Source organism: Bradyrhizobium sp. USDA 4538, assembly GCF_024171045.1.
Lineage (GTDB): Bacteria > Pseudomonadota > Alphaproteobacteria > Rhizobiales > Xanthobacteraceae > Bradyrhizobium > Bradyrhizobium australafricanum.
This window is the reverse complement of sequence record NZ_JALJZE010000001.1, coordinates 5,522,160-5,543,330: the sequence shown is the minus strand read 5'-3', so window position 1 is coordinate 5,543,330 and position 21,171 is coordinate 5,522,160. Positions and strand designations below refer to the sequence as shown.

Genomic DNA, 21,171 nt, shown 5'->3' with positions numbered 1-21,171 from the left:
CCCGCTCATGGAATGAGCTTGCTGCTCCGGTGGATCGGAGCAGCACATTGCACTCGTGAGAGGCGTCAGTCTTTCGTTGAGGAGGATCGGGTCCGGTTGAACAGCAGATAGAGCGCGTGCGGATTGGTCGTCAGGTAGCGCCAGAACAGCCGCCGCGGCTCGAGCCACAGGCGCCAGGCCCATTCGAGGCCGACGATCTGCATCCATCTGGGCGCACGCGGCCGCGAGCCGGACAGGAAGTTGAACAGCCCGCCCGAGGTCTTGATGACGCCGACATTGCCGAGCCGAGGCATGAACTCGTCGACGAAAGCCTGCTCATAGGGCACGCCGAGCGCGACCCAGAGAAAATCCGGCGCCAGAGCGTTGATCTCGTCGACCTTGGCCCGCAGCGCGTCACCGCGCAGATAGCCGTGCGAACGGCCGACGATCTTGAGTGCCGGATAGGCCCGGCGGACATTGGCGATGGCAGCCTTGTTCTCGGCTTCGTTGGCGCCGAACAGATAGAAGGTCAGCCCGAGCTCTTCCGCCTTGCGCGCGACGTCGTGAAACAGGTCCGTGGTCGCGACGCGCTCGGGAAGCGGATTCGGCGACCGAAGCTTGGACACCATGACCAGCGGTTGCCCGTCGGCGTTGATCAGGTCGGCGGTACGGAACAGCCGGTCCGTCATCGGCTCGGTCGAGCAGCGCGACAGCACCTCGCCATTGGCGGAGGTCAGATACAGCGGACGATTGGCACGCCGGTTCGGATGCACAGCCTCGACCATGAACTCGGCGGTCTGCTCGCGATCGAGCACGGCGAGCCGCAGTCCACCGATGGTTGCCCGGGGAACACCGGCAGTCGCAGCCCTGCCGACAGGATTGATACGCCGCTCCGGCGCGCCGTGTGGCAATGATCCGATCTGTGCCGGCGCCGGGGACATCCGCTCGGCCCGCGATATGTCGCAAATCCGGACAGGCGGAGCAGCCATGTCCGAATTGAGACGCCGAGCCGGCTTGCGGTCGGCCTGCGGGAACGAAATTGCGTAGGAAGCGCGGGTTTTTTGGTTGTGACTCAGCATTTCGGCGGGACTCCAGGACTTGCGAGCCCTTAACTGCAATATCCGGTCCAGACCGGGTGCGATATCTCACCACGGCGCGATTGAACGCATCCTTAAAGGATTGTTAATGATGCTGATCCCTCGGACCCGGCCACGTTGAGATGACAGCCGATCGCAGTCGATGCGATGACGGCAATGGCCCGCCCCAGCAACAATGTGCAAAGGTCGAGGCATTACATTAATACAAATCGTATTCTGCCGCTGCCCGAGCCGATCGACCTTTGCTATAAGGGCGGCGTGCCGGATACAATCGGCGCTTTGAAACTGTCGTTTTGTTTGGTCTCACATGAACAAGAATGATGACGCGTTCGATGTCAGCATCGACGACGCATTCGACTTCCTGTCTGAAGAGTACGTCAAATTATTTGAAGGCTCGGACGCGACCGCCTTCCAGCATCCGATATGGCTGGACAGCCTTTATCGCAAGCTCGCTCCCGCTGCGTCGGCCAAACCGCTGGTCGTCGCCGTCCGCCATCGTGCGAACAGGTCGCTTGCGGCCGTGCTGCCGATGCTGCGCGTGCGGCGCGGCCCGATGCGCACCATCGAATTCGCCGATCTCCGCGTGTCCGACTATTTGTCGCCGGTGTGCAGCATCGCGACCTTCACCGACCTGCTGCAAGACCAGCGTGCTTGCGAAAGGCTTCGACAGTTGCTGCGGCCGTTCGACCTGCTGCGCATACCCAAGCTGCTCGATGCGAGGATGCCGATCGAGAATCTGCTGGGAGCGCCCCATCGCAGCCTGATGGATACCAATGCTTACGCGACGGTCCTGGTCGCGCCGTTCGAGCAATGGCAGATCAATGCAATGGGAAAGTCGTACCAGAAGGAGCTGGCAAAGAAATGGCGCCAGATCCACAAGAAAGGCACACTCACCTTCTCATGCTGCGACGATAGCGCTTCCGTCGGCGAAGCCATGGAGACGATGAGAAAGTTTCGCGGTCCGCGGTTTCACGAACAGGGTGATGGCGACCTATTGCAGCGACCGGAGTATTTCGATTTCTACTCGAGCGTGGCGCTTCGCGGCATGGGCTCGTTTACCCGGCTCTACGCCATGAAGATGGACGGCAAAGTCATCGCGGCGGCCCTTGGGCTGGTTCACCGTGACAGCCTCCTTGTCGTCATGACGGCGTTTGATGTCGAGGGGTACAAGAGCCAATCGATCGGCGCGCTGACATTCGAGAGCGTCGCCAGGGATTGCATCGAGCGCGGCGGCCGGGTGCTGGACTTCACCATCGGTGACGAACCCTACAAGACGTACTTCGGCGGTCAGCCGACCCCGATGTCGGCCGTGACGCAGGCCGGGAGCGCAGCCGGCTCGCTCGCGCTGTTTGCCTTGAAGCAGGCGCCCTGGATCAAGCAGGCCGCCAAGCGTGTGACCGATTTCAGGCCGGTCCGCACCTCGACCGGCACGCGCTAGCGCCGCCCGGCGCTGGCAGCCCGATCAGCGGAGCGCGCTGCGGACGCGCATCACCCATCCCGGATGAATCCGGTCCACCCGGTGTGTGATCATGCGGCGCAGGAAGTGCAGCTTCCGCCGCAAGTTCCAGCGCACACCGGTGTTCAACGTCAAGGCCTGGCGGAAGCTCGCCAGGTGCAGCGAGTGCTGATCCGCGGCGAGCTTGTCCTGATCGGAATAGAACTGCGCAATCTTGTCCGCGCCCATACCGGCGGTCTTCAGCCAGCGCGGCACATAGTCCGTGCAAAGACGTTCGACGTCCACCAGCAGTCGGCCAACGCCGGTTCCGGCTGCGGGACAATTGGTCTGAAACGCATCGCCGATCAACACGACGCCGGGCTGCAGATGGCCCTCGGTCACGGTCAGATCCATGACCCAGTTCTGCACCTGGCCGACCACCTCGAAATCCCCGAGATAGGGCTGCAATCCCGGCATCAGGCGAAGCAGCGTTCGTCTGGTGTCGCGGCGCAGCTCACGCATGATCGGATCGGTCGGATCGCGGAACATGAACAGGTTCGCCCGCATGCCGCCCGACATCGGAAACAGGCTGAGATAGTCGACGCCGTCAGCCGCCTGCTCGCCATAGCAGGTCAGCGCATCGAAATCGAATGGCGCGTTGTCCGGCCGTGCAATCGTGAAGCCGAACGAGACAGAGTGGCGCGCAGCAAGCATCTGCCGGCGCATTCCGAGATTATGGCCGAGCACGTTCGCCATGCCGGTCGCCAGAACGACCAGACGCGAGACGACGCGCTTTCCGGAGGCCAACGTCAACTGCTGACGTTCCTCGCTGCAGCTGACATTGGTCACCTGGTCGAGCAGAAAGCTCGACGCATCGGGCGTCAGGCCGCGTGCCATGTTGACGAGGTTGGCATAGGAAATCCCGTAGGACCGGCCGACGCCGATATCGACCAGCTTGCCGCTCCTGATGTTGAGCACCCGGTCATAGGGCGCGGCAATGGCCTCGACGTCGTCGATGAAGCCGAGGCGGCGCAGGATGTCGATCTGCCGTCCGGCGATTTTTTCAACCCGGAATTCGTCCGGCGGGATCGATCGCTTGTCGATCAGGACGACGCGGTATCCGGCTCGGGCGAGCACAGCCCTTGCGAGCGAGCCTGCCAGACCGGCTCCGACAATTGCGACGTCCGCTTCGATGACCTCGGTCTCGCAGGCCACGATTGGCTTGGTCGCACTTTTCTCGGCAATCATGTTCGTCCGCTCCGACGGCTAGAGCGTTTTCGAGCGAAGTGGATACCGGTTCGCGTGAAGAAAACGCGTCAAAACAAGAATCTAGAGCCTCGTTCCGATTCCATCGGAACGGGAAAAGCTCTGGTTGGCCGCAGGACTGCAATTTCCTTGCCTGCGGTGCCGCCTTGCCGATCGAACACGGCGAGTTCCAGAATTGCGGTTAATGAAAACGTCCGGACCACGATCAGCGGTCTCTCGGCACATGGCTTGCACGGCGGTCGGCCATGAAACCGAACCTTTGCAGGCTCCGCAGCGGGATGGCGAGGCAATTGCCAGGCCATCGAGCAGCGACAAATGGCGTTGACGCGCAAGCGCAGTCTGTTCCGGCAAGGTCCGCGCCACTGGACCGGACGCTGGAGGCAAATCCAACCTGCGCCGTTTGGAGACAGGGCAGACGGCGCCGTTCCAGAATGGAGCAACGCGACCTGGCCCTGTTCACAACTGCGTTGGGCCCGGCAGCCGTTCGAAAGGAACGGAATCTTAGCAAGAGAACATTAACACTCCAGGCTTCACCGATTGCTGCGGTCAACAGCCCGACTGGATATTGAGACGTCTCTGGTGATTGCCTCCGTGCTCCAACTGTTACGGCGCGACGTTACGCGCGGCGTTGCCGGGACCATCCTGCTCAAGGTTGGTAGCGGCGGGCTCGCATTCGCGTTGTTCTCGCTCGCCGCGCGGGCGATGACGCCGGACGCGTTTGGAAACTTCGCAACCCTGCTCTCCGTCGCCCAGATCGCCTCGGTCGTGGGCCTGGTCGGCCAGGAGCTGCTCCTGGTTCGATTTCTCAATGAGTATGAGGTGCGCGGCCAGGCCGAGTTCACCAAGGGTGTGCTGCTGTCGAGCCTGAAGAACTCCGCGATCGGGATGCTGATTTCGATCGCCGCGATCGCCGCGGTGGCAAGCATTCGCGGCGAGTGGTGGCTGTTGATCCTGTCGGTCTCGGCGTTCACCGCGATCAATGCAGGGCTGATGCTCGGCAGCCAGATCGCGCGATCGCTGGTCAGCATCCTGATGGGCGAAGGCAATCGGGAGTTCTTCTGGCGCGTCGCCGTCGTCCTGTTCCTGATCGCGGTGCTGTTCGGCCACCGGCAGCTCACCCCCGCCGAGCTGTTCAGCGCGATGTCGGCCGCGATGGCGCTCGGGCTCGTCGTGCAGATCGTATCGATCATGCGGGCGCTGCCGAACCTGCGGTCGGTCACGGCGCGCTTCGAGGCCTCGCGCTGGAACAAAAGCGCATTCCGGTTCTGGCTCGCCTCCATTCTCGAAGCGGCAAACCAGTATTTCGACGTCATCCTGGTCTACTGGATGCTGGATCCGGCCACCGCCGGCGTCTATTTCGCCGCCTCGCGGCTGGCTAACATCTTCGCGATGCTGTCGGCTGCGCTCTACACGTTCGGCGCGCGCCGGCTGCCCTCGCTGTATTTCAGCAAGAACCACGGCGAGCTTGAACATACGTTGAAGCTGATGGCCGAGGTGACCGCGCTCTGCGTGCTCAGCGGGCTCGTCATTGTCTGGGTGGGCGCCCCCTATCTGCTCGGCCTGTTCGGGCCGCACTTCGCGGCGCAGCAGTGGGTGCTGATCGTGCTCGCGATCGGAACGGCCTTCCAGGCGGCAGGCGGACCCTCTGCCGCTGTTCTGCAGCTGACGGGCCATGAGCGTGATTATGTTCCCGTCGTCGCGGCCAATGTGGCGCTACGGCTGCTGGGATTTGTCGTGCTGATCCCGTGGCTCGGCGTGCTCGGCGCCGCGATCTCGGCGACGGTTTCGCTGGTCGTCGCCACCATCGCGCTCAACGTGCTGTGCCGGCGGCGGACCGGCGTCGACCCATCCATTCTGGTGCTGTCGCATCTGTGGCCGTCGAAAGGTGACGCCTACGCGGTCCGCGTTGCGGACAGCAACGACTAGAGCGTTTTTCGAGCGAAGAGCCGCGTTCCGATACTATCGGAACGGAAAAGGCGCTAGCTTCAGCCGAACCGCCTTCAGCTCGCCAGGCCGAGCGCCTCGCCCTGGCGACCGCGAACGGCGGCATCGACCGCCACGCGATTGACGACCAGCGCGGTCGGGACCGAACCATAGCCGGATAGATCGGCCCGCGCCTTGCCGATCGCGGCCGAGTTGGCCGCACCTTCGCGAACCACGAGGATCACGAGGTCGGCATGGGCAGCCAGCGCCACCGCGGCCGGCTGAAGGGCAAGCGACGATGCGTCGACGATGATCAAGCCGAAATCGGCGCGAATATCGTCCGGCGGATAGGGCGGCGCCTTGCTGCTGGCGCCCAGCAGCTCGACGACCGACGGCAGGTCGGCCTTGATGATGCCCGATCCTTGCGGCGGCGCGGCCTCGGCGCGCCTGGATTCCACCTCGATCAGGACGCTGAGCATGCCGTTCTTGACGGCGGATCGGTTCAGCGACCGTGCAACGGTGCTGCCGCCCGCACCGGCCTCGACCGACAGCAACAGCGCCACCTTGCCGTGCTCTCCCGAAAGCTGCTCGATGTTCTCGATCAGCAGCTGAAGATGCGGACTGAGATCGGGTTCGGCCGTCGACGAGATCGGGGTCTGCCAGACGCTCCTGACGGCGTCCGGCGACACCATGTTGGGAATGCGGGCCAGCACCGGCAATCCCGGCGGCGGCGCTGGTTGCGGCGCGGCACGCGCCGGCGGCGCGGGCGCCTCGGCCCGACGAAGCGGCGGAATGGCCTTGATCGGGAGCTGCTTCAGATTCAGACCGGGAACGGCGACGATCGCCGTCGATGTCAGCAGCGAGACGATCGCGAGCGCGACCAGCAACAGCGGAAGCGGCGGCAGCGTCGAGCGCACCGGCGGCGTCGCAGGCGATGCGACCTTGGTCTGCGAGCTCTGCAGCAGCCGCTGCTCGTCGGTAGTCTTGTAGCGCGAGAGGAATTGCTCGTAGATATTCTTGTTGGCATCGGCGTCGCGCTGCAATTCCTGCAGCTTGACGAGCGCCTGACCGTCGACCAGGATTTGCTGTTCGACCGCCTTCTGCTGATCCTCGAGCGCCTTCTGCTGATCGCGCTGCGCTTCATACTCCGACTTCGCGGTGTCGATGTTCTTCTTCCGCTCGATCTCGATCTGTCGGTTGAGATCGCTGAGCTGGCTGAGAGCCATCACGAGGTCTGGATGACGATCGCCCAGCACCCCGCGCTTCTGTGCGATCTGGTCGTTGAGCGCGGAGCGCTGGGCGCGCAGCGCACTCAGCAGGTCCTGCTTGACCGGCCCGTCGACATTGGCCTTCAGGTCGCGCTGCAGCTGCTCGTAGCGAACCTTGGCCTCCTCGGTGCGGGCGCGCGCGGCGGCGACCTGCTGGGTCAGATCCGTAACGCGCAATTGCTGCGTCGTCGATTCCTTGCCCGCGTTGACGATCCGGTGCTCGAGCTTGAACTTCGCAACGGCATCTTCCGAAGACCGCAGGCGGTCGTTCAATGTCTTGAGCCGGCTCTTCAGCCAGTCGGCGGCTTCGTCGGTCGCCACGCTGCGCGTGCCACGTTGGCTGGCGACGAACGCCTCAGCCACCGCATTGGCGTAATAGGCCGCACGCTGCGGGTTGTTGGACGTGAACTTGATGGCGATGACATAGGTCAATCCGCGCCGGGAGATGTCGAGCCGGTTGCGGAACCGGTCGAGCAGCCGCGTCGGGTCGGTCCTGCCGCCGGAGATGTCGCTGTCCTCGGCGACCTTGAGCTGCTCGATCAGCGGCCCGAGAAATCCGTCGGATTTGGCGATCTCGACATAGCTCTGCAGTGCTGCGGCATCCTGACCGATCCCCGGCAGGACGTCCTGATCGGTGGTCACGCGCTGCTCGCGCGGGTCGACCACGACGAGCGCGGTCGCGGCATAGCGCGCCGGAATCAACATCAGCAGAATGACGCCGACCGCGAAGATCACCGCGGCGAGCATCAGAATGCGTTGACCGTTCTCGCGGAAAAAAGCCACCACGCCGGGAATGCTAAGCACGCCCTTGGTGGTTTCCGCAGAGGATCGGCTGGTCGGCACGCCGGCAGCTTCCCACGACGCGGCGGGTTCCGTGGGTTCGGAACGTCTCGGGCCTACGCGGCTACCGAACTTCATGGGGCTGTTACTCGAATTCAACTGACAGTACTGCTCCAACGTAAATATCTATGGTTAATCCACGGTTACCCCCTCCTCATGCGGACGTAACCAATTAGTTAACGAGCCGGCTGTACCCTATGTGTGAAACAATGGCTCTCGATTGCTGGCAATGTCTGATCGCACTAAATGAGCAGTAACCTCAACACGCGCTACTCGATCTACGAGCGCGCTTCGCGTGATAAGTACGCGCGTAATAGCGAGGGAGACGATTTCACTCCTTCGACGGGTGAGGAAGCCGTGCTTCATTACAGGCCAAGCACAGAATTGCGCGAGGCATCGACCGCATCACGCGATCGACCGAACGAGAGCAAGCCAAAGCTGCGTATCGTCCTGGTACAGACCCAGGCCGAGAACGCCGGCGCGCAGGAGATATCGCGGCTGCTCGGCGCGGGCCTCTCCGCGCGCGGCTATGACGTCGCCAACCTGTTCTTCTTCCGCAAATCGGATTCCTTCGACGAGCCGCCCAATACTTTCTATTGCGCGCCGAGCCGTCCAGGAAACCCGCTGGCGCTGCTGCGGATGCTGTGGACGCTCGCCGGTCATCTCAGGACCATCAGGCCCGATGTCGTGCTGACCTTCCAGCACTTCGGCAATGTGATCGGCGGAGGCGTGTCGCGGCTCGTCAGCCGAGCCCCGGTGATCGCCAATCAGGTGTCCTCGGCGATGTCGATGAGCATGCCGGTGCGCGCCGCCGACATCTTCATGGGCTCGACCGGCTTCTTCCAGTGCATCACGCTGAATTCGCGGGACATGGAGCGTGAATACGCCCGCTATCCCGCGACCTATCGCGCGCGCATGACGCACGTCCCGCATGGCTTCGACGACAAGTCGCACAGCCTGCCGAAGAACGTCGCGCGGCAGCAGTTCAGGCTGCCGCCGGATCGCACGCTGCTTGGCTGCGCGGCAAGGCTGCATCCGCACAAGCGGCTCGATGCGGCAATTCGCCTGCTGGCCGCCGACCAATCCTGGCATCTTGCCCTCGCCGGACAAGGCGCGGACGAGGAACGGCTGCGAGCCCTGGCGAGCGAGCTGAACGTCGCGGACCGGCTGCACTTCGTCGGCGAGATCAAACCGCGCCAGATGGCCGAATTTCTGGCGTGCCTCGACGTCTTCGTCTTTCCGACGCAGGCCGAAACCTTCGGCCTCGCTGCGGTGGAAGCCGCGAGCGCCGGCATCCCCTGCGTTGTCAACGATCTGCCGGTGCTGCGCGAGGTGCTGTCCTACCAGGGACAGCCTGCCGCAGTGTTCGTTGACGCGGCTAACGAGGCGGAGTTTTCGGCCGCCGTGTCGAAAGTCCTGACCGATCGTTTGTTGAGCGACCAGCTGCGGCAAAGTGCCGTGGGCCTGAAGTCGCGTTATTCGTTGGATGCCATGATAGAGGAATACGTCCGCATTCTCGGCAATGCCGTGGGAGTGGACGCGCACTAGGAAATTGGGCTGGACATGATTATCGAGTTTCGCTGCGATCGCGCGCAGGCGCGACTCTGGATGCGCCGCGAGACGCTGCGCGTCAACGATCAGGATATTCCTGTTCAAATCGCCTGGACGACGACGCCAGGGCCAAGGCCCGCCGGCCTCGACATGCTGTTCGAGCTCGAGCGCATCGTGCTGCGCAAGGGCAAGGCGGGTGATGTCGACAGGCTGAAGGCGATTGCGGAACGACCGCGCATGGGCAACCCCGATGTGGTGATCGACTTCACCACTGCCGCGCGGGACCCGAACTGCCCCGCCAGGCTCTACCTCCGTCCGCGCTTCAACGGACAGGCGGGCGAAGCCGCCGCACTGGCCGCCATTCTCGCCGGCGACCTGCCGGTGATTGAAATCGTCAACGAGCTCGACGGCACGGTCATGGACCGCGGCCATCCCTCGGCGGAAATCGCCGCCGGCCTGAGCGGCGGGCTCGAAACGGTGATGGCGCGCACCCTGTCCATGCTGCCGCCGATCCTGTCGGGGGCTCCGCGGCTGGTGCCGCAACTGGCTGTGCCGGCGGCCGGCAGCGCACCGCGAAATCCCGCGCCCTTTGTCCTGCGCGGCGTCGCGACCTCGATCGCGAAGGAAATCTATCGTCTCTGCTGCTACGCGCCGCATTGGCATGTCGGCTGGCGCTACGCCGAGAACACGGATGTCTGGCGGACCGGTGACCTGTCGGGACCTGCCTGGAACGTGCTCGGCGATCCCGGCAATCACTTCTATGCCGATCCCGTCCCGGTGAAGTGGCAGGGCAGGACGTTCGTGTTCTTCGAGGACCTCGACCACCGAACCGGCAAGGGCATCATCTCCGCGATCGAATTCGACGGCAACGGTCCGGTCGGCACGGTGCTGCCGGTGCTCGAAGAGCCGTGGCACCTGTCCTACCCGTTCCTGATCGAGAACAATGGCGAGCTGTGGATGATCCCGGAAAGCACCGCGCATCGCGATGTCCCGATCTACAAATGCGTTCGCTTTCCCGACCAGTGGGAACGGCAGGGCACGCTGCTGTCCGGGCTCGAACTCGCCGACGCGACCATCACGCAGCATGACGGCCTCTACTACATGTTCGGAGCCTGGCGCGACGGCACCGGCGGATATTCCGACACGCTGGCGATCTATTACGCCGAGCAGTTGTTCGGCCCGTGGCGGCCGCATGCAAGCAATCCGATCCTGATGGATCGCGCGACGACGCGGCCGGCCGGCAATTTCGTGACCATCAACGGCAAGCTGTGGCGGCCGGTGCAGGACTGCAGCAACGGGTACGGCGCGGCGCTCGGACTTGCGGAAGTGCTCGAACTGTCGCCGACGACCTACCGGCAGGCCGTGCGCCATCTGCTCAAACCCGGGCCGCTGTGGACCGGACGCAAGCTGCACACGCTCAACCGCTGCGGCCGGCTCGAGGTGATCGACGGCTCGCGGGTCCAGCCGAAGACCACCGCCTTGCTGAACAGCCTGCGGTCAAGCGACCGACCAGCGCAGCGGGAGTGGCAAGGCACGCTGGCGAAGCCGATCGCGCGACGGCTCCACTAGCCTCGGTCGACCCGGTTCAGTTCAGGTCGGCACTCAGCACGCCGCCGAACTGCTCCCATGAGCTTCCGGTCCAGCGTTGCAGCTGAAGCTGCGTATAGGCCATGCTGTTGTCGGGGCCTGTGTTGATGGCGATGCCCGGCATCAGCGTCGGCAGCACGAGCCCTCTGATGTTGCGCGCCTGCTTCACGATGTTCTCGCGCGACAGGTCGTCACCGCACTGCTTCAGCACCTGCTCCAGGATCTGGCCCTGCTGGGTGCCGAACAGATAGTTGTTGTCGCCGATATCGGCGCCTGGGAGATATTTCTCGAAATGGGCGCGATACCATTTCATGCCGGGATCGTCGGCCCACTTCTTGTCGTTCGGATCCTTGGTGATGGTCGCCACGACAACGCCGACCGCCTTGTCCGCGCCCGCCGGCACGATGGTCGCGGAGACCGAGCTCGACACATAGTTGACGATGGTCAGCGGCGACCAGCCGATCTCGTTCGCCTTCTTGATCGCCTGGGCCGCGAATTTCGGCGTGCCGGCGATCAGGAACGCCTGCGCACCCGACGCCTTCAGCGTCACCACGCGGGATTCGATGGTCGGCTCGGTGACCTCATAGGGAGACGTCACCACCTTCTTGTCGAAATCGGCCTTCAGCACCTCCTTGAACGCGGCCACGAAATCGCGGCCGAGATCGTCGTTCTGGTAGAGGATCGCGATCTTCGCATCGGGCGCCGTCTGCATGATGTATTTGGTGTAGATCTTTCCTTCGGTGTTGTAGCTCGGCAGTCCCGTGGTGGTCAGCGGAAATTCCGCGAAATTCGCAAACTTGGTCGCGCCGCTGACGACGAACAGATGCGGCACCTTCTTCGCGGTGACGTATTTGATGGTCGCACCGATGCCGGGCGTGCCGAGCGGGCTGAACAGGAACGCCACCTCGTCGCTCTCGATCAGCTTGCGGGTCTGCTCCACGGCCTTGGGCGGCGTGTAGGCATCGTCATAGGTGATGAGGTTGATCTTGCGGCCGTTGATGCCGCCGCGGTCATTGACGGAATGGACGTAGGCGATCAGGCCCTTGCCGGTGTTGCTGAGCGGCGACGCCGGCCCGCTGAACGGGAACGTCGCCCCGACCTTGATCTCCGATTCCGATACCCCCGGCGTTTCGGCGCGGACTGGAGCCGCGGCAAGCGCCGCGAGCATCGCAACGGACACGGCAAACGTCTTCAACAACATGAAATTCCTCCTGAGCTTTTATGAATTGACCAACTCTTGCGACCGGCGCGCGGCGCTACCAAGCTTCGCCGAACGGCCTGATCTCGAAATTGAACGACCACGCGCTGCGATCCTGATGGGCGACGTGCCAGACCTCGTCGGCGATCGCTTTCGGCTTGATGAAGAAGTCGTCCGGCCGATCCGGCCAGCGCTTCCGCGTCCACTCCAGATCGATCACGGCATCGATCACGAGATAGGCGACGTGAACACCTTGCGGCCCCAGATCGCGGGCCATCGCCTCGGCGAGAATCCGCTGTGCCGCCTTGGTCGGCGCGAACCCCGCGAAGCCGGCCTTGCCGCGCAACGCCGACGTATTGCCGGTCGCGACGATGGCGCCCTTGCCGGCAGCGATCATCGCCGGGGCAAATCGCCGTGCCAGGTACAGCAATCCCATCGTGTTGACCTGGAAGTTGCGATTGAGAATCTCCGGATCGATCTCGCGGAAGGTGCCGAACGCCCCGCCGACGGCGTTATGAATGACCACGGCGGGATTGCCGAGATCGCGCTCCACGGCGGAGGCCACCGCCTCGACCTGCGCGGGATCGGACACGTCGCACCGATAGGCCTTTGCGCCCGGCAGCTGCGTCTCGAGCGCGGCGAGGCGCGCCTCGTTCCTGGCGAGAAGCGCGACGCGATAGCCGCCCTCAGTGAATCTCCTGGCGAGCGCCGAACCGGTGCCGGGCCCAACGCCGGATATCAGACAGACAGGTGCGGTCACGCGATCAACCCTCCGCGTTGCGGCCCATGGCCTTCATGGTCTGGCGGCCGCCTTCGACAGCAGCTTCTCGACATAAGGCTTGAGATCCAGCCCGACGTGCTCATGCGCGATCAGGCGATCAAAGTGCGCGAACATCAGCGGATACTCATCCTGCACGCCCGAATGCAGGATTTTCGCCAATCCTTGCTTTTTCAGCTGCTCGGTCCGCGCATGTTCATTCATGAACAGCGCGAGTTCGGCGGCAAAGCAGAGGTCGGCAATCGAGATACCGTTCCCGACCAGCGCCTCCCGCCGCGGCGACAGCGCCTGCTCGATGCCGGACGCATAGATCGCGAACGCATCCTTGGCCCGCGCATGAATGGCCGCATCGACGGTGCCGCCCGAGAGCGCCAGCAGATAGATTTGCGAGTCCCGCGCGAACACCAGGCTGACATCGAGAAAACTGTCGATCCGCGACGCCTCATAGGCGTCGCGTCCGTAGAGCGGGAACTTCGCCTCGCCGAGCCGCGCCACCGTGCGCATGATGCTGTTCGATTCGAAGATCCCGACCTTGCCGTCGGCGCCGAATGCCGCCGGCACATTGCCGAACGGCTGTGCCACCATGAATGCATCGGTCTTGAACAGCTGCGCGCCGGTCAGTCCGACCCGCCCGGTCCGCGCCAGCGACGACAGCGAGGCGCGCTCGTGCTCCGCCAGCGGGCGGGCATCATAATCCCACAGCCAGTCCCGCAGCTCCTTGCCGGAGGCTCCCCTGACCTCGACATCGACGCCGCAGAACCGCGCCGCGATGGTCGCCTTCCAGACCCGTGGGTTCGGCAGATAGGAGAAGATGCGCAAGGCGGCCATGGTGGACTGCTCCCGTTGCAACAAGCCTCAGGCGGCCAGCTTCAGGATCTTGACGACGTCGCCGGGCTCGCGGATCGGCTGCGGGTTGGCGCGCGTGAAGATCGACAGCATGGCGTTCTTACCGATCAGCTCGAACCGGTCCTCGCCGACGCCGACATCGGCAAGCCGGCGCGGCAGGCCGAGCTCCGCGATGAACGCCGCAAACGCCTCGCCGGCGTCGCGCCCCGGCGCGCCGAGCGCGGCGGCGATCGATTGCTGGGCTGCCTCCGTCGCCGGGCGGTTGTAGCGCAGCACGCTCGGCATCATCACCGCCGTGCAGAAATAATGCGGCACATCGCAGGTGCCGCCGAGCACATGGCCGATGGCATGACTGGCGCCCATCGGCACCCGCGACTGCAATCCGAACGCCGACAGCCAGGAGCCGAGCTGGCAGCTCAACCGCGCCGCCGCGTCGTCGGGGTGGGCCTTGGTGCGCAGCAGGCCGTCGTGCAGATAGCGCAGCCCCTGCTGGCACACCGCATCGACCAGCACGTTGGGACGGCTGGAGCAGATCGCCTCGATGCCGTGATCCATCGCCCGCGTCCCGGAGCCGAGCCAGAGCTTCTCCGGCGTATATTTCGTGATCGCGGGATCGAGGATGATGCTGCGCGGCATCATCATTGGATGGTTGAAGATCTGCTTCAGCTTGCGGCTGGTATCGGTGACCAGCGCGCCGGAATTGTATTCGCCGCCGGACAGCGTGCTGGGGATCGCGATCATGCGCACTTTCGGCGTGCGGAATGGCCCGAAGCGGCGGTCCGGCGTGGTCTCGAAGCCGTCGAGGCCATCAGGCTCGAAGATCGCTTGCTCGATGCACATCAGCACGATCTTTGCCGCATCGACCACCGAGCCGCCGCCGATCGCGACGACGAGGTCCGCCTTGGCCTCGCTGGCCTGCCGCGCGATCTGCGTCACCACGTCCCGCGTCGTGTGCTGCGGCACGCCGTCGAAGGTCGCGGCATGGCGGTCGCCGAGCGCTTGACGGATCTTCACGATCTCGTCGGTCGTGGTGTTCAACGTCCGGCTGGCGATCAGATAGACGCGCCTGGCGTCCAGCCGCTCGGCCTCCTCGCGCAGCGCTTCGGCCGCCAGCTTGCCGTAGATCACGGATTCCATGGTCGGGTATTGATGGCTGCCGGTGACGCGCATGCTCTTCACTCCCTCGATGTGTCCGTGAGTTACGCCGCCGGTCAGGCCGACAGCTTGGTGAAATCGGGCTGACGCCGTTCGGCGAAGGCGGCAAAGGCCTCGCGCGCCTCGGGCGTCGTCAGCCGCTCCTTGAACAAAACGCCTTCCTCGGCGATCTGCGCCGCGATCCGTTGCTGCTCGCGCATCAGCTTCTTGGTCATGCCGAGCGACCCTGCCGGCCGCCTGGTCAGCGCGATCGCCGCGTCATGCGCCCTCTGGCGCAGATCGGCCTGCGGCACCACGGCATTGGCGAGACCCGATGCCAGCGCGCCCTGCGCGTCCATCGGCTCGCCGAGCGCGAACATCGCATAGGCGCGCGCATGCCCGATCCTTAAGGGAAGCAGCCAGCTCGACGCCGCCTCTGGCACCAGCGCGAGATTGACGAAGGGCGTGATCAGCCGCGCGTTCTCGGCGAGATAGACCAGGTCGCAATGCAGCAGCATGGTGGTGCCGACGCCGACCGCATTGCCCTGCACGGCGGCGACCAGCGGCTTGCCGACCTTGCTGATGGTCTCGATGAAGCGATGCGCGGGGCTATCGACCGCGCTTTCGCCGCGTGCCTGGCTCGCGAAGTCGGCGAGGTCGTTGCCCGCGGTGAAGCTGTCGCCGTCGCCCTGGAACAGGACCACGCGGACGGACGGATCCGCCTCGGCCTCTTTCAGCGCGTTCGACATGGCGTCATACATGGCGCCGGTCAGCGCATTCTTCTTCTCGGGCCGCTGCAAGGTCAGCGTCATGACGCCGGCGGCGATCTCAACCTTGACATGCTCGGTCATGGCACTCTCCCGTCAGGCGACCGCGCGGGCCGGCATGGTTTCGAACTTACCGTCGAGGAAGCCGGTCAACCGCTGCCGGATGATCGCTTCGGCTTCGGCCATGATGCGGTCGATCAGCTCCTTGACGGTCGGGATGTCGTTGATCAGGCCGACCACCATGCCGCAGCTCCAGGCGCCGGCGTCCATCTCGCCGTCGATCATCACCTTCGGGTAGACCCCGGCGACCTGCTCATGAATGTCCTCGATCTTCAGCTTAGCGCCCCTCTCGCGCTCGATCTCGAGCAGCTCGTCGACGCCCTTGTTCTTCAGCACGCGCTCGGTATTGCGCAGCGCGCGCATCACGAGGCGGGTGTCGAGCTCGTCGGCGTCGAGCAGCGCCTGCTTCACATTGGGATGAACCGGTGCCTCCTTGGTCGCGATAAAGCGCGTGCCCATGTTCATGCCGGCAGCGCCCATCGACAGCGCCGCGACAAGGCTGCGCGCGTCCGCCATGCCGCCCGAGGCGACGAACGGGATCTTCAATTCGTCCGCTGCGCGCGGCAGCAGGATCATGTTCGGGATGTCGTCCTCGCCGGGATGGCCACCGCACTCGAAACCGTCGACGCTGACCGCGTCGCAGCCGATCTTCTCGGCCTTCAGCGAATGCCGCACCGAGGTGCATTTGTGGATCACCTTGATGCCGGCCGCCTTCAGCGCCGGCATGTACTGCTCCGGGCTGCGGCCCGCGGTTTCCACCGCCTTGACGCCGCCCTCGCGGATCGCCGCGATGTATTCGGGATAGGGCGGCGCGGTGAAGCTCGGCAGGAAGGTCAGGTTCACGCCGATCGGCTTGTCGGTCATGTCGCGGCAGCGCGCGATCTCCTTCGCCAGCAGCTCCGGCGTCTTCTGGGTCAGGCCGGTGATGATGCCGAGGCCGCCGGCGTTGGACACCGCGGCCGCCATCTCGGCGAAGCCGACAAAATGCATGCCGCCCTGGATGATCGGATGCTGGATGCCGAACAGTTCAGTGATTGCTGTCTTCACAAGTCTCTCCCGCGTTTCCGCTCAGTGGACGATTTCGAACAGGCCCGCCGCGCCCATGCCGCCGCCGATGCACATGGTCACCACGCCGTATTTCGCCTTGCGCCGCCGGCCCTCGATCAAGAGGTGACCGGTGAGCCGCGCCCCGGTCATGCCGTAGGGATGGCCGATCGCGATCGAGCCGCCATTGACGTTCAGCTTGTCCGGATCGATGCCGAGCTTGTCGCGGCAATAGATCACCTGCACCGCATAGGCCTCGTTGAGTTCCCAGAGATCGATGTCGTCGATCTTGAGGTTGTGCCGCTTGAGGAGCCGCGGGATCGCGGCAACCGGGCCGACGCCCATCTCGTCCGGCTCGACGCCGGCGGCGACGAAGCCGCGGAAGATGCCGAGCGGCTTCAGGCCCTTCTGCGCGGCAACCTTGTCGCTCATGATCACGCAGGCCGAAGCGCCATCCGATAGTTGGCTGGCGTTGCCGGCGCTGATGGTCTTGCCCGAGAACACCGGCTTGATCTTGGCGAGCCCGTCCGCCGTGGTATCCGGCCGCGGCCCCTCATCCTTGGCCAGCGTCACCTGCTGGTAGCTGACTTCCCTGGTGTCCTTGTTGACCACGGCCATTTTGGTCGTGATCGGCACGATCTCGTCGTTGAAGCGGCCGCCCTGCAACGCGGCGCCGACGCGGCGCTGGCATTCGAGGCTGTACTCGTCCTGCTTGTCGCGGCCGATCCCGTAGCGCTCGGCGACGACTTCCGCCGTCTCCAGCATCGACATGTACATCTCGGGCTTCATTGCCATCAGCTCGTCGTCGACGGCATGGAACCTGTTCATGTGCTCGTTCTGCACCAGGCTGATCGACTCGATGCCACCGCCGATCGCGATCTCGACGCCGTCGAGCATGACAGAGCGGGCGGCGACCGCGATCGCCTGCAGGCCGGAGGCGCATTGCCGGTCGATGGTGGTGCCGGCGACCGTCACCGGCAGCCCGGCGCGGATGGCACCCTTGCGCGCGAGGTTCATCACCATGGTACCCTGCTGCATCGCGCAGCCCATCACCACGTCCTCGACCTCGCCGGGCGCGATGCCGGCACGCTTCACCGCTTCGGCCATCACATGGCCGGCCAAAGTCGGGCCGTCGGTGTTGTTCAGCGCGCCGCGATAGGCCTTGCCGACGCCGGTGCGCGCGGTGGAAACGATGACTGCATCCTGTGACATGCTTGCCTCTCTGGCTTAGGCGGCCGCGTCGAGCTGCGCATAGCGCAGCACGTGATAGGCGGGATCGCCGAACTGGATGTTGATGGAGGAAATCCGCTTGAAGTAGTGGCCGACATTGAGCTCGTCAGTCATGCCCATGCCGCCGTGCAGCTGCACCGCCTGATCGGCGACGAACTTGCCGGCATAGCCGATCTTCGACTTGGCACCCGAGGCGAGCCGAGACACGCCGGCCTCATCGTCATTGAGACTGAGGCTGAGATGCTGCATCAGCGACAACGCCTCCTGAAGCGCGATGAACATATCGACCATCCGGTGCTGCAGCACCTGGAAGCTGCCGATCGTGACGCCGAACTGCTTTCGCGTCTTGGAATAGTCCAGGGTCGCAGCGTTCAGTTCGCCGATCGCGCCGACCGCCTCGGCGCAGAGCGCGCCGATGGCGCGGTTGCGGCAGGCCTCCAACGCGGCGACGCCCTCGCCTTCACTGCCCAGCAATTGCGCGCGCACGCCGCGCAGGCTGACCTCGGCCGCTCTGCGGCCATCGATCGTCTTGAAGCTTTGCAGGTCGAGATTGGCCGCCCGGCGATCGACCACGAACAGGCTGACGCCGCCACGATCGTGGCGATGGCCCGAGGTGCGCGCGGAGACGATCAGATAATCCGCCCACGGCGCGGCGGTCACCGTCGTCTTCTCGCCGGTGAGCACATAATCGTTGCCCTCGCGGCGCGCCGTGGTGGTGACGGTGGCGAGATCGAAGCGCGAGCCCTTCTCGGTCCAGGCCAGCGCCCAGAGTTTCGTGCCAGCGATGATGTCGGCGATGAACGCCTGCCTCTGCGCGTCGGAACCTGCCTGCTCGATCAAGCCACCCGCGACGACGACCGTCTCGACGAAGGGCTCCACGACAAGATGGCGGCCGAACTCCTGCATGATGATCATGGTCGACAACGGCCCGCCGCCGAGCCCTCCGACCGCTTCCGAGAACGGCGCGGCGAGCAGGCCGAGCTCGGCGAATTCAGCCCATTGCTTGCGGCCAAAACCCTCCTCGCTCGCGACGATCTTGCGGCGGGCGTCGAAATCATACTGGTCGCGCAGCAGCCGCTGGACGCTGGACCGCAACAATTCCTGCTCTTCCGTGAACTGGATATCCATCCGATCCTCGTTGCCGTTAAAGCGCGATGAAATGCGCTTTCTTTGTTTGAGCATGATCTCTTCGGAAAACCGCTTCACACTTTTCCGGATCATGCTCTAGAGACCAAGCACCGCCTTGGCGATGATGTTGCGCTGGATCTCGTTCGACCCGCCGTAGATCGAGAGCTTGCGCGAGTTGAGGAATTTCTCCGACGCGGTGTGGCCGTAGTCGGGGCCCGGCATGAAGTGATTGGCGCTGACCGGATGCTCGCGGATCGCAAGCCCGTAATTGCCGATCGCCCGATGCGTCAGCTCAGTGATGTTCTGGAAGATTTCGGTGCCCCGGATCTTGAACAACGAGGCGGCCGGTCCCGGGTCGATGCCGCGCGCCATCTGGCCGACGACGCGAAGCTCGGTCGCCTCCAGCGCCAGCACGTCGAGCTCGACGCGGGCGATGTCCCGGATGAATTCCAGATGCGCCGGATCGTCTTCGGGGATCTCCGCCTTCACGATCTTCTTCAGCCGCGCGATGTAGCGCGTCGAGCGGCCGATGCCGGCCATGCTGGTGCGCTCATTGCCGAGCAGGAATTTGGCGTAGGTCCAGCCCTTGTTTTCCTCGCCGATCAAGTTCTCGGCGGGAACGCGCACGTTCTCCAGGAAGACGTCGTTGACCTCGTGCGAGCCGTCGATGGTGATGATCGGGCGCACGGTGACGCCGGGCGACTTCATGTCGATCAAGAGGAACGAGATGCCGGACTGCGGCTTGGCCGTGGGATCGGTGCGCACCAGGCAGAAGATCCAGTCGGCGTGCTGCGCCAGCGTGGTCCAGCTCTTGTGGCCGTTGACGATGTAGTGGTCGCCGTCACGCACCGCCTTGGTGCGCACGGTCGCGAGGTCGGAGCCGGAGCCCGGCTCCGAATAGCCCTGGCACCACCAATCCTCGCCGGAAAGGATGCGCGGCAGGAATTTCTTCTTCTGCACATCGTTGCCGAAGGTGTAGATGACGGGCCCGACCATGGTGACGCTGAACGCCAGCGGCGGCATCGTGCCGGCGCGCGTCGTCTCCTGCTCGAAGATGAAGCGGCGGGTGATCGACCAGCCGGGCCCGCCATATTCCTTAGGCCAGAGCGGCGCGATCCAGCCCTTGTCATGCAGGATGCGATGCCACAGCAGCATCTGCTCCTTGGAGAGATCGGTCTCCGGATTGGCGACGCGCATCTCCGCCGGGTAGTTGTCCTTGATGAAGGCGCGAACCTCATCGCGGAACGCCGCATCTTCAGGGGATAGCGCGAGCTCCATCTGACCGGCTCCCTACCACTTCTCGCCGAAGGGCCGGATTTCCAACTCGAAGGTCCAGGCGCTCTTCGGCTGCTGATAGAGCTGCCAATAGGCGCCCGCGACCGATGCCGGCGGCATCAAGAGATCGGGATTGTCGAGCGCGTTCGGACCGAGCGCCTCGATGCGGCGCTGCCGGACCCATTCGGTATCGACGCCGGAATCGATGATCAGATGCGCGACATGGATATTCTTCGGTCCGAGCTCGCGCGCCATCGCTTGCGCCACGGCGCGCAGGCCGAACTTGGCGCTGGCAAAGGCGGCATAGCCGCTGCCGCCGCGGAGCGACGCGGTGGCGCCGGTGAAGAAGATGTTGCCCTCGCCGCGCGGCATCATCAGCCGCGCCGCCTCGCGCCCAGCCAGGAAGCCGGAGTAGCAGGCCATCTCCCAGACCTTGCGGAACACGCGCTCGGTGGTTTCCAGGATCGGGAAATTGACGTTGGCGCCGATATTGAAGATGCAAACCTCGAGCGGCGCATGCTTGTCGGCATCGTTGAGGAAGGCCGTGATCTCCTCTTCCTTGCGCGCATCGAGCGAGCGGGCATGGATCTCGCCGCCGGCGGCCTCGATCTCCTTGACCAGCGGCGCCAGCTTGTCGCCGTTGCGGCGGCCGGCGAAGATCGTGAAGCCTTCGGAGGCGAACTTCTTGGCGATCTCGCCGCCGATAAAATCACCGGCACCAATGACGGCCACCGTCCTGTTTCTCTTCTGCATGGTGTTCTCCGG

General features: G+C 64.4%; 17 protein-coding genes. 4 read left to right on the top strand and 13 right to left on the bottom strand.

Annotated features, from left to right (window positions below):
- Positions 1-65: 65 nt before the first annotated feature.
- Positions 66-920 carry a WecB/TagA/CpsF family glycosyltransferase gene (locus tag J2R78_RS25075; RefSeq protein WP_253607224.1) on the bottom strand — a complete coding sequence of 285 codons (855 nt, stop codon included), beginning with the start codon at positions 918-920 and terminating at the stop codon, positions 66-68.
- 463 nt (positions 921-1,383) lie between these two features.
- Here J2R78_RS25075 and J2R78_RS25070 point away from each other — a divergent pair, with 463 nt between their 5' ends.
- The gene (locus tag J2R78_RS25070) at positions 1,384-2,514 is read left to right on the top strand and encodes a GNAT family N-acetyltransferase (RefSeq protein ID WP_253607223.1); all 1,131 of its coding nucleotides are present in this window, start codon (positions 1,384-1,386) and stop codon (positions 2,512-2,514) included.
- 24 nt (positions 2,515-2,538) lie between these two features.
- On the opposite strand, the gene J2R78_RS25065 is transcribed toward J2R78_RS25070, so the two are convergent.
- Positions 2,539-3,759 carry an NAD(P)/FAD-dependent oxidoreductase gene (locus tag J2R78_RS25065; protein ID WP_253607222.1) on the bottom strand — a complete coding sequence of 407 codons (1,221 nt, stop codon included), beginning with the start codon at positions 3,757-3,759 and terminating at the stop codon, positions 2,539-2,541.
- A 618-nt stretch (positions 3,760-4,377) separates the two neighbouring features.
- On the opposite strand from J2R78_RS25065, the gene J2R78_RS25060 reads away from it, so the two are divergent.
- Positions 4,378-5,703, top strand: a complete 1,326-nt coding sequence (locus J2R78_RS25060; RefSeq protein WP_233285827.1) for a lipopolysaccharide biosynthesis protein — start codon at positions 4,378-4,380, stop codon at positions 5,701-5,703.
- A gap of 74 nt (positions 5,704-5,777) precedes the next feature.
- On the opposite strand, the gene J2R78_RS25055 is transcribed toward J2R78_RS25060, so the two are convergent.
- On the bottom strand, positions 5,778-7,886 hold the full coding sequence (locus J2R78_RS25055) for a GumC family protein (RefSeq protein ID WP_375167058.1): 2,109 nt from the start codon (positions 7,884-7,886) through the stop codon (positions 5,778-5,780).
- A gap of 279 nt (positions 7,887-8,165) precedes the next feature.
- Here J2R78_RS25055 and J2R78_RS25050 point away from each other — a divergent pair, with 279 nt between their 5' ends.
- Positions 8,166-9,356 carry a glycosyltransferase family 4 protein gene (locus J2R78_RS25050; protein ID WP_253607221.1) on the top strand — a complete coding sequence of 397 codons (1,191 nt, stop codon included), beginning with the start codon at positions 8,166-8,168 and terminating at the stop codon, positions 9,354-9,356.
- A 15-nt stretch (positions 9,357-9,371) separates the two neighbouring features.
- A complete protein-coding gene (locus J2R78_RS25045; protein ID WP_253607220.1) occupies positions 9,372-10,928 on the top strand; it encodes a hypothetical protein in 1,557 nt (518 codons plus the stop codon).
- A 16-nt stretch (positions 10,929-10,944) separates the two neighbouring features.
- On the opposite strand, the gene J2R78_RS25040 is transcribed toward J2R78_RS25045, so the two are convergent.
- The 10 genes from J2R78_RS25040 to J2R78_RS24995 form a co-directional block, all read right to left on the bottom strand.
- The gene (locus tag J2R78_RS25040) at positions 10,945-12,147 is read right to left on the bottom strand and encodes an ABC transporter substrate-binding protein (RefSeq protein WP_253607219.1); all 1,203 of its coding nucleotides are present in this window, start codon (positions 12,145-12,147) and stop codon (positions 10,945-10,947) included.
- A gap of 55 nt (positions 12,148-12,202) precedes the next feature.
- Positions 12,203-12,904, bottom strand: coding sequence for an SDR family NAD(P)-dependent oxidoreductase (locus tag J2R78_RS25035; RefSeq protein WP_253607218.1), 702 nt, complete (start codon positions 12,902-12,904; stop codon positions 12,203-12,205).
- A gap of 33 nt (positions 12,905-12,937) precedes the next feature.
- The gene (locus tag J2R78_RS25030) at positions 12,938-13,750 is read right to left on the bottom strand and encodes a glutathione S-transferase (RefSeq protein ID WP_253607217.1); all 813 of its coding nucleotides are present in this window, start codon (positions 13,748-13,750) and stop codon (positions 12,938-12,940) included.
- Positions 13,751-13,777: 27 nt separating this feature from the next.
- A complete protein-coding gene (locus J2R78_RS25025) occupies positions 13,778-14,938 on the bottom strand; it encodes an iron-containing alcohol dehydrogenase (RefSeq protein ID WP_253607216.1) in 1,161 nt (386 codons plus the stop codon).
- Between the two features lie 41 nt (positions 14,939-14,979).
- Positions 14,980-15,753 carry an enoyl-CoA hydratase-related protein gene (locus tag J2R78_RS25020; protein WP_253607215.1) on the bottom strand — a complete coding sequence of 258 codons (774 nt, stop codon included), beginning with the start codon at positions 15,751-15,753 and terminating at the stop codon, positions 14,980-14,982.
- Between the two features lie 12 nt (positions 15,754-15,765).
- The gene (locus tag J2R78_RS25015) at positions 15,766-16,776 is read right to left on the bottom strand and encodes a nitronate monooxygenase family protein (protein WP_253607214.1); all 1,011 of its coding nucleotides are present in this window, start codon (positions 16,774-16,776) and stop codon (positions 15,766-15,768) included.
- 21 nt (positions 16,777-16,797) lie between these two features.
- Entirely contained in the window at positions 16,798-17,985 is a 1,188-nt protein-coding gene (locus J2R78_RS25010; protein WP_253607213.1) for an acetyl-CoA C-acyltransferase, read from the bottom strand.
- Between the two features lie 15 nt (positions 17,986-18,000).
- Positions 18,001-19,131, bottom strand: coding sequence for an acyl-CoA dehydrogenase family protein (locus J2R78_RS25005; protein WP_253607212.1), 1,131 nt, complete (start codon positions 19,129-19,131; stop codon positions 18,001-18,003).
- A 96-nt stretch (positions 19,132-19,227) separates the two neighbouring features.
- On the bottom strand, positions 19,228-20,409 hold the full coding sequence (locus J2R78_RS25000; RefSeq protein ID WP_253607211.1) for an acyl-CoA dehydrogenase family protein: 1,182 nt from the start codon (positions 20,407-20,409) through the stop codon (positions 19,228-19,230).
- Between the two features lie 12 nt (positions 20,410-20,421).
- Entirely contained in the window at positions 20,422-21,159 is a 738-nt protein-coding gene (locus J2R78_RS24995; protein WP_016845326.1) for an SDR family oxidoreductase, read from the bottom strand.
- Between the last annotated feature and the right edge of the window lie 12 nt (positions 21,160-21,171).

Coding starts and splice junctions, on each gene's coding strand:
- J2R78_RS25075 (WP_253607224.1), bottom strand. CDS start 920: ATGTCCCCGGCGCCGGCACAGATCGGATCATTGCCACACGGCGCGCCG.
- J2R78_RS25070 (WP_253607223.1), top strand. CDS start 1,384: ATGAACAAGAATGATGACGCGTTCGATGTCAGCATCGACGACGCATTC.
- J2R78_RS25065 (WP_253607222.1), bottom strand. CDS start 3,759: ATGATTGCCGAGAAAAGTGCGACCAAGCCAATCGTGGCCTGCGAGACC.
- J2R78_RS25055 (WP_375167058.1), bottom strand. CDS start 7,886: ATGAAGTTCGGTAGCCGCGTAGGCCCGAGACGTTCCGAACCCACGGAA.
- J2R78_RS25045 (WP_253607220.1), top strand. CDS start 9,372: ATGATTATCGAGTTTCGCTGCGATCGCGCGCAGGCGCGACTCTGGATG.
- J2R78_RS25040 (WP_253607219.1), bottom strand. CDS start 12,147: ATGTTGTTGAAGACGTTTGCCGTGTCCGTTGCGATGCTCGCGGCGCTT.
- J2R78_RS25030 (WP_253607217.1), bottom strand. CDS start 13,750: ATGGCCGCCTTGCGCATCTTCTCCTATCTGCCGAACCCACGGGTCTGG.
- J2R78_RS25025 (WP_253607216.1), bottom strand. CDS start 14,938: ATGCGCGTCACCGGCAGCCATCAATACCCGACCATGGAATCCGTGATC.
- J2R78_RS25020 (WP_253607215.1), bottom strand. CDS start 15,753: ATGACCGAGCATGTCAAGGTTGAGATCGCCGCCGGCGTCATGACGCTG.
- J2R78_RS25010 (WP_253607213.1), bottom strand. CDS start 17,985: ATGTCACAGGATGCAGTCATCGTTTCCACCGCGCGCACCGGCGTCGGC.
- J2R78_RS25005 (WP_253607212.1), bottom strand. CDS start 19,131: ATGGATATCCAGTTCACGGAAGAGCAGGAATTGTTGCGGTCCAGCGTC.
- J2R78_RS25000 (WP_253607211.1), bottom strand. CDS start 20,409: ATGGAGCTCGCGCTATCCCCTGAAGATGCGGCGTTCCGCGATGAGGTT.
- J2R78_RS24995 (WP_016845326.1), bottom strand. CDS start 21,159: ATGCAGAAGAGAAACAGGACGGTGGCCGTCATTGGTGCCGGTGATTTT.